Here is an 11,845-nt window from a genome sequence, read left to right on the forward strand (position 1 = left end):
GTTGTCGCCAGCCGGTTGATCCACGTTGAACTCCCCCGTCTGTTTGTGCCTGTTTTTCTTTTTTGCCAGTGTATCGGCTGCGCCGCTGTGATGGGTAAACGCCTGGTGCACGCTCGATCACCTGTCAAGCGCTATCGGCGGTAAATGTGAAAACTGAAGCACCGTATGGGGCCGCTTGCCCCACAACGGGGCAGCGCGCATATCGATCTGCCAACGAATTCGTTTGCGCGGTGCAGCATCCACCGTACGCTGGGCCCCTCAAAATCTTCAGGGGTCGTCATGCAAACAGAATTTACGGGGCGTTTTTCGTTGCAGGGGTTGGCACAGGGGTTGGCCAAATCGTCACGTCAGGCAGCAGGCGTGGTCATCGGGGCTGCGCTGGCGGTGGCGGTGTTGCACGCGCCGGCCGCCCGGGCTGATCGCCTGGACGACATCAAGAAGGCCGGCGTGCTGCGCGTGGGCGTGTTCGATGCCAACCCGCCGTTCGGTTATGCCGATGCCAAGACCGGCCAGCCGGTCGGCCTGGATGTCGACTACGCACAGGAAATCGCCAAGAAGCTGGGCGTGAAGCTGGAGCTGCGCGCCACCAACCCGGCCAACCGCGTGCCGCTGCTCACCTCGGGCAAGGTCGACCTGATTGCCGCCAACTTCACGATTACCGACGAGCGCAAGAAGCAGATCGACTTCAGCACGCCGTACTTTGCGAGCGGCCTGCAGTTCATTGCCAAGAAGGGCTTCCTCAAGCAGCCGGATGATCTGAAGAAGGATGGCATCCGCCTGGGTGTGGACAAGGGCACCACGCAGGAAACCACGCTGCGCGAGGGTTACCCCAACGCCCGCGTGATTGCCTATGACGACTCCCCCCTGGCACTGACGGCGCTGCGCAGCGGTGCCATCCAGGCGTTCGCGCAGGACGGCGCCAAGCTCGGCGCGCTGCTGGCCACGCTGCCCAATCGCAGCGAACTGGAGATCTCGCCGTTCGTGCTGACGCGAGAATACATGGGCGTGGGCGTGCCCAAGGGCGAGGCGCAACTCACCGCCACGGTCGACCAGATCCTGCAGGGCCTGGAAAAAGACGGCACCGCCGCCCGCATCTATGACCGCTGGTTCGGCCCGAAGAGCACCGCACCGCTGCCGCGTGACTTCGTGATTGGCAGTACCAAGTGAGCTTGAGCCTGCCGGCATTCCTCCAGCCCCTGCCGCCGCGTTACCTCGGCTGGATGCTGGAGGGCTTTGGAATGACGCTGCTGGTGTCGGCTGCCGCCATTGCCGGTGGCCTGGCGCTTGGCCTGCTGCTGACCGCACTGCGCGCCAGCAGCCAACCGTGGCTGACCGTACCGGCGCGCGGGCTGGTTGGCTTTCTGCGCAAGACGCCGCTGCTGGTGCAGCTGTTCTTCTGGTATTTCGGGGCCGCGCAGTTGCTGGGGGAGAACGTGGTCGGCGCCATTACGGGCTGGAACGGCATCGCACTGGGTGGCTGGCGGCTGCCGGCACCGTCGTTTGAATTCCTGGCGGCGGCATTTGGCATTGCGCTGTATGCCGGTGCCTTCTTCTCGGAAGAACTGCGCGCCGGCATCCGGGCGGTGCCGCGCGGCCAGCGTGAGGCTGCCTTGTCGCTCGGCTTCACACCGCGTGCGGCCTTTTTGCGCGTGGTGCTGCCGCAGGCGCTGCGCGTATCGGCGCTGCCGTTGCTGGGGCAATGCGCCAACACCATCAAGAACACCTCGCTGGCCATGGGCATCGGGCTGGCAGAACTCTCCTACAGCGCGCGGCAGGTCGAAACCGACACGCTGCTCGCCTTCCAGGCCTTTGCTGTGGCAACCGTGCTGTATGCGGTGGTGATCCTGCTGCTGCAGTGGGCAGCGCCGCTGGTGCTGCGGCGACTGGGGTGGGTGGCCGCTTCGGCGGCTGGGCCGATTGGAGCCGCGGCATGACGGCGGAAGCCATCCTCCTGCACCTGCGGTATCTGCTGGTCGGCCCGTATCCGAACGGGCCACTGTCGGGGGCCGCACTCACCGTGTGGATGGCGCTGCTGGCCTGCGTGGCCGCAACAGTGGTGGGCGTTGGCTGTGCAGTGTTACTGGATCGCCTGGAAGCCATGCCGAACCTGCGCTGGCTGGCGCGCGCCCTGCGCGGCATGTTGGCAACACTGCGTGCCATACCCGTGCTGATGCTGATGTTCTGGGCGTACTTCCTGATCCCGATGGCGCTGGGCGTGGCCGTGCCGGAAACGGCCACCGTGGTCACCGCGCTGGCTGCCGTGGGTGCTGCCTACATCGCGCAAAGCATGGAGGCGGGCCTGCGCGCGGTGGGCGCCGGACAGCGCAATGCGGCGCTGGCGCTGGGCATGCGGCCCACGCAAGCACTGCTGACGATCGTGCTGCCGCAGGCGTGGCGCATCATGCTGCCGTCGCTGGCCAATCAATGGGTGTCGACGGTCAAGGACACGTCGCTCGCGTACATCGTGGGCGTGGTGGAACTGTCCACCGCCGCAGGCCAGGTCAACAGCCGCACGGTGGCGTATCCGGCCGAAGTGTTTGGCGCGGTTGCCGTGCTGTACTTCCTGCTGTGCAGCGGGATTGAGGCGTTGCCCAATTGGTTGCGGGCAACCTCCACGCCGCAGGTGGAAATGTCGACCTGGAAGCGCTTCCTGCGCTGGCGGGCCCGCCCCGCTGCAGATGCGGTGACGTAGCGCAGTTGCGTAGGTAAGTGGCTATCTTGCGTTCACAAAACGCCGGTATCATCGAAACATGACCGATACCCGCGCCACCGCCCATCTCTATCCCGCGCACGACCTGGCGATCTGCACCGACGCCAACACCGCCGTCGAGCGCATCACCGCCATCTACGAGCGCTCCGCACAGACGATTCGCGATCGCTTCCTCGCCTTCGCCCGCGGTGAAGACTGTAGCGAAGACGGCTCCGCCTGCTACCCGTACCTCGGCATCACCGTCGACCCGAAAACGCTGGTGAGCGATGCGCGGCCGGCCTGGGGCACGGTGGCGTATCCGGGGGTGTACGGCACCACGCTCACGCGGCCGGATCTCTTCCGCGAGTACTACCGCACGCAGATCGAGCGCCTGCTGCACTATCACAACAGCCCGGTGGTCGTGGGCGTGAGCAACCGGCCGATTCCGCTGCCGTTCGTGGTGGAAGCCTCCACGGTAGACATCACGCCCGAACAGGCGCGCGCACTGGGTGGCGCGTTCACGCTGCCCGACCTCGCGCAGATCGACGACTCCATCGCCAACGGCACCTTCCGCCCCGAGGGCGACGAGCCGCAGCCGCTGTCGATGTTCACCGCCGAGCGCGTCGACCTGGCACTGCAGCGCCTGTACCACTACACCGCCACGCACCCGAAGCACTTCCAGCGCTTCGTGCTGTTCACCAACTACCAGCGCTACGTCGATGAGTTTGCCGCGCTCGGCCGCAAGCTGATGGAAGACGGCAACGACGAGGGCTATATCCGCTTTGTCGAACCCGGCGACACGGTGCACGAACTCGGCACGCCAGCGCCCGACGATGCGCACCGCATCAAGGGCCTGCCGCAGATGCCCGCCTACCACCTTGTGCGCGAAGACCGCCTGGGCGTGACGCTGGTCAACATTGGCGTGGGGCCGTCCAATGCCAAGACCATCACCGACCACCTGGCCGTGCTGCGCCCGCATTGCTGGATGATGATCGGCCACTGCGGCGGCCTGCGCCGTTCGCAACAGTTGGGCGACTACGTGCTCGCCCACGCCTATGTGCGCGACGACCACGTGCTCGATCAGGATCTGCCGCCGTGGGTGCCCGTGCCGCCCATCGCCGAGATTCAGGTGGCGCTGCAGGAATCCGTCGCGCGCATCACCGGGCTGTCCGGCGCCGACATGAAATCGCGCATGCGCACCGGCACGGTGGTCTCCACGGATGACCGCAACTGGGAGCTGAAGTACCAAGCGCTGTACAGCCGCTTCAACCAGTCGCGCGCGATTGCCATCGACATGGAAAGCGCCACGATTGCCGCCAACGGCTTCCGCCTGCGCGTGCCATACGGCACCCTGCTGTGCGTGTCGGACAAGCCGCTGCACGGCGAGCTGAAGCTGCGCGGCATGGCCAACCTGTTCTACCGTCAGCGCGTGAGCCAGCATTTGGCCATCGGCATGGAAACCGTGCGGCTGCTGCGCGAGAACGGCGTTGAGGCGCTGCACTCGCGCAAGCTGCGCAGCTTTGACGAACCGGCGTTCCGATAAGCCCTGGCACTAGTCCTGCGCCGGCAACGCCTGGCGCAGGAAGTCCAGAAAGGCCCGCACCACCTCGGGCAAAGTGCGGCCCGCCAGTGTCTGGAGTTCAACCGCCCGCCCCCGCATGCCGCGCTCACGAATCTCTGCGGCATGCAACTCGCCACGCTGGACACGGTCGCGCACCGTGATCTCCCCCGCGATGGCCAATCCACCCCCGTGCTGCACGAAACTCAATAGCCCGTCGAAACGGTTACTGATCAACACCGGCTCGAACACCAAGCCACGGTCGCTGCAGCTCATGTCAAAGAGTTGGCGCACCGTGTTGTCAGGCCCCGAGAGCGCAATCGGAAACGGATGCATCTGCGCCAGTGTCACGCTGGAGAACTTCGCCAGCGCGTGGTCAGGCCGCATGATGGCGAACACCGTGGCACGCTGCTGATACTCCACGCGAATGCCCTGAACGGCTGCGCGGCTATAGGTCAAGCCGATGTCCGCATCGCCACGCAGCACCGCCTCCGTTACGCGCATGGGCTCCTCGGCCCGAAGGTCAAACTGGATGCCCGGATGCTGCTCACGAAACGCCGCGATGACGCGCGGCACAAACTCGATCGCAAAACCATCGGAGCAGGCAAGGCGCACCCGCCCGCGTTGCAGCCCTTGCAAGCCCTGAATATCGGAGACCACGCGCTCGGCCTCCAGCGCCTCGCGCAGCGCGTGCGCGGCGAGCAGTTCGCCCGCTGCGCTGGGCCGCATGCCGCGCGGCTGACGCTCGAACAACGGCACACCCAGCAGTTCTTCGAGCATCGCCACTTGCCGGCTGATGGCTGACGCACTGACATGCAGACGCGCCGCCGCATCCGTCAGCGAACCACTGCGAACGACTTCAAGGAAATAGCGCAAGGATGTTTCCTGCAGGCGATGAGGCGTCATGGGCGATGTCGGCAGGAATGCCGAGCTTTGCGTAAAACGCAAAGGTATCCCGAAAAAATTTCGATTGTCAAAAAGGTCGCGCCTACCCAGACTGCCACCGAACATTGACCAGCCGAGGTACCACATGCCCCGCCACTGCACAGTCCGCCATACGCCCACGTCCCAGAGTCAGCACCGGCTGCTGGCCTTGCTCCCCGCCCTTGTGCTCGGCGCCGCCGGGCTGGCTGGCGCCGCCGAACTCTCGACGGCAGACGCCGAGCACCGCGCGCAGGCAACCTACCGCGAATACTTCGACCTGCTGTCTCTACCCAACGATGCCATTGCTCCGGAGGACATCCGCAAGAACGCCGATTGGCTGGAGCGGGCCTTCCGCAATCGGGGTTTCACGACACAGCAGTTGGCAAACAACGGCAAGCCGATGCTCTATGCGGAACTGCCGGACAGCGATCCCAAGCGCAAGACCGTGTTGTTCTACATGCACCTCGATGGCCAGCCGGTGATCCCCGCACAGTGGGCGCAAAAGAGTCCATGGACGCCGGTGCTCAAGCGCAAGACCGCACAGGGCGGCTGGGAAGAGATCGACTCGGCCCAGCTCTTCAGCGGCCCGCTCGACCCCGAGTGGCGGGTGTTTGGCCGCTCATCTGCCGACGACAAGGGCCCGATCATGATGATGCTGGCCGCCATCGACGCGCTGAAGGCAAGTGGTGACCGGCCGGCGGTCAACGTCAAGGTGATCCTCGACAGCGAGGAAGAAAAAGGTTCGCCCTCGATCAGTCAGGTCATGCAGGCAAACCGCGATCTCCTGCGCACCGATGCCATCGTGATCCACGACGGCCCCATGCACGCGAGCAACCTGCCGACACTGGTGTTCGGCAACCGTGGCGCGGCCGAAGCCAGACTCACCGTCTATGGCGGCAAGGTGCCGCTGCACAGTGGGCACTACGGCAACTACGCCCGCAACCCGGCGCAGCAACTGGCCAGCCTGCTGGCGTCGATGAAGAACGACCAGGGCCGGGTGACCGTGCCGGGCTACTACGACCACGTCAAGATCAGCGAAGCCGATCGCAAGATCATGGCGGCCGTACCCGACGACGAGGCTGCGCTCAACCGGCGCCTGGGCATTGCCCACGCAGACAAGGTCGGGGCCAACTACCAGGAAGCCATGCAGTACCCGTCATTGAACGTGCGCGGCATGGCCTCCGCCGCCGTGGGCGACAAGGTGGCGAACATCGTGCCCGACAAGGCTGTCGCTGAGCTGGACCTGCGCACCACGCCGGACTCCAGCGCGGCCTACCTCGGCAAGCTGATCGAACAGCACATCGTGCGGCAGGGCTATCACCTCGTGAAGGACGCACCGACCGACGAAGAGCGCAGCCGCTACGACAAGCTCGCCAGCTTCTCGTATCAGAGCGAGGGCGCAGACGCCGCCGGCTCACCGATCGACTCCGTGGTGGGCAAGTGGGCCTACCAGTCGCTGACCGACAGCTTTGGCACCAACCCTGCGCCCGTGCGCATCCGCATGATGGGTGGGACGGTGCCCACCGCAGAAATCGTGCATGTGCTGCAAGTGCCCTTTGTGATCATTCCGCTGGTCAATGCCGACAACAACCAGCACGCTGCCAACGAGAACCTGCGCATGGGCAACTACGTGAGCGGCGTACGCACGATCTACAGCCTGCTGACCCACCCGCTTTGATGGCCAGGCACACCGGCTAAGCCGCGCGAAACAGCCCGTGCAAGCCGAGCGGCGCCACGCCGTTCAGGCTTGCCACGGCCACCGGCCCTGCAGACAAGTTGCGCGCATCGAACGCCGTCAGCTTGGTGCGACCGGCATCCACATCAAACACGGTACCGATCAGCCAGCCCTCGCCCTCACGCGCGTTGGTCGAGGCCGGCACAAACAGGTGCTCTTCCACCATCACACGGTGCCCGAAGCGGTACTGCTGTGCCTGCCCTGAATCCGTATCGAAACGCATGATCGTGTCGAACCCATGCAGCGCCTGCGCATTGCCGGACGGCGCCGTGTGGGCCACGGTAAACAACGCACGATGGCGCAAGGCCGTGCGCCGCGCGTCGATCTTAGGGAACTCCGCCACGTGCTCCGTCACGACCTGGTCAGCACGGCCTGTGCGCAGGTTCAGATGGAGTTGCGTCAGACGCGCGCCGGGTGCTGGGCGAATCTGCCCGCGCATCAGCTCACGCAACGTGGTGGTGACGATGGTGGCGTCGTCCGAGCGTACGTAGTCCAGCTGGATTTCCTGCCCATCGGGTGACGACCACGCATTGCCGAGGTGGAACACAAAGCCAGCAGGCAGCTGCAGCCAGCGCATGCGTGTGACGTCGTTCTTGTCGAGCACGAGCACGCGCATGCCAAGCTCAGGTCGCCACACGTGCGCGTCGAGAAACGACATCCCCTCACGCGAACGCTCCACGTCATAGATGAACGACGGCAGCAGGAACACCAGATGGTGCTGCGTTACGGCAAAGTCATGCACCATCGCCACATCGGGCACCTTGACCGATTGCACACGCTTGAGCGCACCATCCGCGCCCACGCAGTACACCGTCAGCAGACCCGCCGCGCTGCTCACGCCAAAGTTCCACAGCGTGCCATCGGGCTCCACCTTGGGGTGGGCCGAGAACGGCATGCCTTTGTAGTCGTCGCGCCAGGTCTGCACACCCAGCGTGCGCAGCGAATCCGGATCGACGCGCGTGGCCGAGCCGCCTTCCCACAGCGCGAGCATCTCATTGCCGTGCATCACAAGGCTGGTGTTGGCCACGTTGATGCTGTCGGGCGTACTGACGGGCTCCATGTCGGGGTTGGCGGTGCCGAAGGTCGCGCGCAGCGGCTTACCGGCGGCAGTGTCGGCGACAAACTTGTCGGTGCGCACGAACACGCCGCGATGCGTGACACCCTGCTCGCTGATGTCGTAGCGCTGGATCATGCCGTCGCCGTCAAACAGGTGGTGGTAGCGCACCCCACCAATCTCGTGCCGCGCGGGGCCGTTGCGGTAGAACGCACCGCGTAGCGCGGGCGGGAACGTGCCCTCCACCTTGAGCGCGCTGGTTGGCATGTCCGTGCTGGCGCCCTGGTAACCCGCCAGCCACGGGTACTGCGCGCGGGCGGCAGCAAACCCGGCGGCCCACGGGTCCATGCTGGCCGCCATCACATCTTGCAGCGTCAGCCCAAACGGTGCGGCACCCAAGGCCGCCAGAGCAGCCCCAACAAACGATCGGCGTTGCATGGCAAGCCCCCGGTTCAATGTCAGTGCAGGTGGATGGTCACGCGCTGGTCGGCTTGTACGTCGATCGCAGCATCGTCAAAGGACGGCGCGCCGAAGCGGCCTTTTGCGTCGCGGCTGAAGCCGTAGGGCTCGACGGGAATGCCGGCCAGATTGGTGCCGAGCTTGCCGTCGTTGTTGACGTCATGAAAGACCGACAGCGCGTAGCGCCCCGCCGGCAGATCCGGATAGACGAAGGTGACGCTGTTGCCGGACACGCTGTCGAGCACGGCAATGTCTGCGCGGACGGCGGCATCGGGCTTGAGCCAGCCGGCAGCATCGCGGAACATCGCAGCGCGCACCGCGCCCTGGCGACCCTGCGCGCCTTCAACGACAACAGTGAGCGTGGCGGCGGATGCGCCAGCTGCGGCCAGCATCAACAACAAGGCGGCGCCCGCGCGGGACATCATCGGCACCGAGAAATCTGCGGTCATGGAAGTCTCCTGAATTGGCATGGCCGGATTGGGCTCCGGCGGTCAGGAGGCAGTCTAGGAACATGCCAGGGGGGCGTCGCCCGCGGTGCGACGAAGTGCAGGCTGCTGGGTGCAAACGGTCGCTCGCGTGCGATGAATGGGGCATCCCAGGAATTGCGCACCCGCAGCAAGCGCAGGAACGTACATGAAAAAACGCCCGCTGCACGGCGGGCGTTCTGATCAACCAACCAGTGGATCCGGCCGCGCAGACGACCGCGTGCCCGGTAGCGGGTAGTTGTCAGGGCCGTAGTACGTGAAGACCGCGGAGAACTTGACCGTGCCGGTCTGGTTGGCGCGTGCCGCGTGGAAGGTGTTGCAGTGGAAGAGCAGTACGTCGCCGGGCAGCAGCGGCACGGGGCGCGCGGTGTCGATCAGATCCCGGTTCTCGGGCAGCTCCTGGCGCAGGAACAGCTTGGCGTCGAAACGCTCGGCGGGCAATTCGAGCGTGTGGCTACCGGGAATGACCCACAGGCAGCCGTTGTCGACGGTCTCTTCCACCAGTGCCAGCCACGACGACACCAGCGCATTGCGCGCAAACGACCAATAGCGGCTGTCGCGATGCCAGTGCGTGGCCGTGCCGAAGGCCGGGTGCTTGGTCATCACGCAGTTGTGGTGCGCGAGCGAGAGATGCACGGGGCTGCCGATCAACTGCGCGATCGGCCCGGCAACACGCGCATCGCGTGCCCATTCCGTGTAAGGCGTGCCGCGTGAATCGGCGTCGAGCAGGCGGCGCACGGTGTGGCCGCCCTCCGCCTCGCGCGAGGTGGGTGCGCCGGCATAGCCGACATCGGTTTCCAGTTCTACGGGCGGGATGGCGCGCGCCAGGGCATCCTGGGCGGCCGCCAGCAGTGTGGCGCACTCATGCTGACTGGCCAGACCACGCAGGACGAGGTAGCCGTGCTCGTTGAAAAATGCCTGTTGCTCGGGGGAAAGCGATTGCGCGGAAGTGGGCGCAGGGGTGCGCGTGTCGACAGACGCGGTCATGGCAGGGAATGGTACGGAGACGGCGAAAGAGAAAGAGTGTAGCGCGCCGCCGCACTGCCTGCCGATCAACCCTTACGCCAACCCTGCCCTGGATCAAACGTTATACGCGTCGACCCGGCCGCGCCTTACCAAAAGGCCTGTTGACCCGACAGGCGGAAATACTTCGCGATGACCATCAAACCGAGCAGGCGCTCCTGGTCGCGGTTCAAGAACTGCGCCACCCACTGGTTGGCGTTGCGAATGATCGCCAGCGCATCTCCCGGGAATTTTTGGTAATGCTCCATTTTCTCCTGGAGATCGGAGAAATCATCCTTCAGCAGGACATAGTGCACATCGGGAATCAGCCTCCCCTCCATAAACCACGTCTCATACCGGGGCCGCCGCATGAAGCACAGCGAATTGGATGACATGATCCATTTCAGATTGGTGGCAACGTCATTCCCTTCAACGCTGACGATGTACTTGTATTGCAACTGCTCAGCAATCGTCATCGGCGCCTTGTAGAACGCCTTGCCCTGCACGGATTTTCGAATATCACCGATATCAACGTTCGGCAGGTCATGGCAACGCTCAACGAACGCCTGGCGATGCTCCTGATGACACGGCCCTCTGAAAACAGCCACTGATTTTTTATCAGCAAAATCAATGTTGTCACGCGCAAAGGAAAAATGCCGGATTGCATCCAGCTTCAAAAGAATCCCGTTGTGGGAGGAATCTTTGATTGGACGGCTTTTTACGAAAGCGGGAGCGGTCGGCTCGGTGGTTACATCTCCGCAGTCATAGTCGAAGTTGTAGCCCGGACCAAAATAGTCCATCAGATCGACCAGATCATAAAAATACGTGCTACCGATATTCCGATCTTTTCTCTGAATGGTGCTCGTTGAGGACTCCAACAGGAAGTTGGAATATTCAACTGCATTTCCGCTTGGACCGAATGTTTCCGAAATGGAGTTGTAGTAATTCAGGCGATCCAGCACATCCTGACGGCTGCAGTGATGACCTTTTCTCTTCAGAAACGCCTCAGCTCTTCCGTGCTTGGTCGCGCGAGCCAGAAAATGACTCGATGCATTCGAGAAGTAGTACCAGATTTTTTTTGCGGAGACCCGGCTCAGGCGATATTTGAAATGCGGCATGAAGCAAACAAGCAATTGCGGAGATGGTTCCCAAAGATGAAGCGCGCCGACGCGCTTCTTCAACAGGTGTGATGGCAGGACGTTGTTTTCGAGTGGAAGTCGCCAACTCACGCATGACTACACGTGGCACATGAGCCACTTTTCATATCCCACTGACGCGCCGCGCCACTGATCGCGCTCCCCATCGGGCAGCGTTTCAGCCCCAGTCGCCATTCGCATCTGCGGCGGGCCTTACTCTACCGTAAGTCGCTTGCAGCGCCTTCTGTTTCTTGGGGTAATGTCACCCGCGCCAGCACCAGGCCCAATCCACGGTCCAGTGACTGTTGCCATGACGTCACACTTCGACACCCGTGCGCAGGACCGGCTGCGCATCCAGTTTCAGCAGGTGGTCGGTCAATCACCTCGGGGATGCGGCTTGCGCCGCACAACCGGGCAGGAGGCCTGGGCCATCTCTGCCGACCAGCCCAGCCTCCCCATCGCCCGATTACTGCACTTCCAGCGCTGTCACCATCAGCGCACCGCCCACCTTCTCGGCGGTAAAGCGGATCTTGCTGCCAACCTGCACCTTGCTAAGCATGGCCGGGTCCTGAACACGGAAGATCATCGTCATCGGCTCCATGTCGAGATTGACCAGCGGGCCATGCTTGATGGTCAGCTTGCCGGCGGCGGTATCAACTTTCTTGACCTCGCCTTCAGACAGCGGTGCGGCTGCCGCAACAGCAGCCGGTGCAGGCGCAGCGTCATCCGCGGCGTTGGCAAATGGGGCACCGGCCAGCAGCGCGACCAGCATCAGGGCATGACGAAACGACATGTTGGACTCC

The 11,845-nt window shown here is 64.0% G+C and carries 11 protein-coding genes; 5 read left to right on the plus strand and 6 right to left on the minus strand.

The window, feature by feature from the left end:
- The first annotated feature begins 279 nt into the window (after positions 1-279).
- From C404_RS33205 to C404_RS33220, 4 genes are read left to right on the plus strand one after another with little or no spacing between them, the layout of a single operon-like run.
- A complete protein-coding gene (locus C404_RS33205) occupies positions 280-1,167 on the plus strand; it encodes an ABC transporter substrate-binding protein (protein WP_031328770.1) in 888 nt (295 codons plus the stop codon).
- 53 nt (positions 1,168-1,220) lie between these two features.
- On the plus strand, positions 1,221-1,934 hold the full coding sequence (locus C404_RS33210) for an amino acid ABC transporter permease (RefSeq protein WP_080981235.1): 714 nt from the start codon (positions 1,221-1,223) through the stop codon (positions 1,932-1,934).
- Entirely contained in the window at positions 1,931-2,692 is a 762-nt protein-coding gene (locus C404_RS33215; protein ID WP_031328771.1) for an amino acid ABC transporter permease, read from the plus strand. The genes C404_RS33210 and C404_RS33215 overlap by 4 nt, the downstream gene beginning before the upstream one ends.
- Before the next feature lie 58 nt (positions 2,693-2,750).
- Positions 2,751-4,232 (plus strand): AMP nucleosidase, encoded by a 1,482-nt coding sequence (locus tag C404_RS33220; protein ID WP_021193005.1) that lies wholly within the window; start codon positions 2,751-2,753, stop codon positions 4,230-4,232.
- A 9-nt stretch (positions 4,233-4,241) separates the two neighbouring features.
- Here the strand turns inward: C404_RS33220 and C404_RS33225 are convergent, their stop codons facing one another.
- Entirely contained in the window at positions 4,242-5,153 is a 912-nt protein-coding gene (locus C404_RS33225) for a LysR family transcriptional regulator (RefSeq protein ID WP_031328772.1), read from the minus strand.
- Positions 5,154-5,277: 124 nt separating this feature from the next.
- On the opposite strand from C404_RS33225, the gene C404_RS33230 reads away from it, so the two are divergent.
- Positions 5,278-6,849 carry a M20/M25/M40 family metallo-hydrolase gene (locus tag C404_RS33230; protein ID WP_232317440.1) on the plus strand — a complete coding sequence of 524 codons (1,572 nt, stop codon included), beginning with the start codon at positions 5,278-5,280 and terminating at the stop codon, positions 6,847-6,849.
- 16 nt (positions 6,850-6,865) lie between these two features.
- Here C404_RS33230 and C404_RS33235 read toward each other — a convergent pair whose 3' ends face one another.
- The 5 genes from C404_RS33235 to C404_RS33250 form a co-directional block, all read right to left on the minus strand.
- Positions 6,866-8,398: a carotenoid oxygenase family protein gene (locus tag C404_RS33235; protein WP_021193008.1), complete on the minus strand. Its 1,533-nt coding sequence runs from the start codon at positions 8,396-8,398 to the stop codon at positions 6,866-6,868.
- Positions 8,399-8,418: 20 nt separating this feature from the next.
- A complete protein-coding gene (locus tag C404_RS33240; protein WP_021193009.1) occupies positions 8,419-8,868 on the minus strand; it encodes a DUF2141 domain-containing protein in 450 nt (149 codons plus the stop codon).
- A gap of 219 nt (positions 8,869-9,087) precedes the next feature.
- Positions 9,088-9,891, minus strand: a complete 804-nt coding sequence (locus C404_RS33245) for a phytanoyl-CoA dioxygenase family protein (RefSeq protein WP_021193010.1) — start codon at positions 9,889-9,891, stop codon at positions 9,088-9,090.
- A 125-nt stretch (positions 9,892-10,016) separates the two neighbouring features.
- Positions 10,017-11,087 (minus strand): glycosyltransferase family 90 protein, encoded by a 1,071-nt coding sequence (locus C404_RS0129495; protein ID WP_232317439.1) that lies wholly within the window; start codon positions 11,085-11,087, stop codon positions 10,017-10,019.
- A gap of 421 nt (positions 11,088-11,508) precedes the next feature.
- Entirely contained in the window at positions 11,509-11,835 is a 327-nt protein-coding gene (locus C404_RS33250; protein ID WP_021193012.1) for a copper-binding protein, read from the minus strand.
- Between the last annotated feature and the right edge of the window lie 10 nt (positions 11,836-11,845).

The organism is Ralstonia sp. AU12-08, from assembly GCF_000442475.1.
GTDB lineage: Bacteria > Pseudomonadota > Gammaproteobacteria > Burkholderiales > Burkholderiaceae > Ralstonia > Ralstonia insidiosa.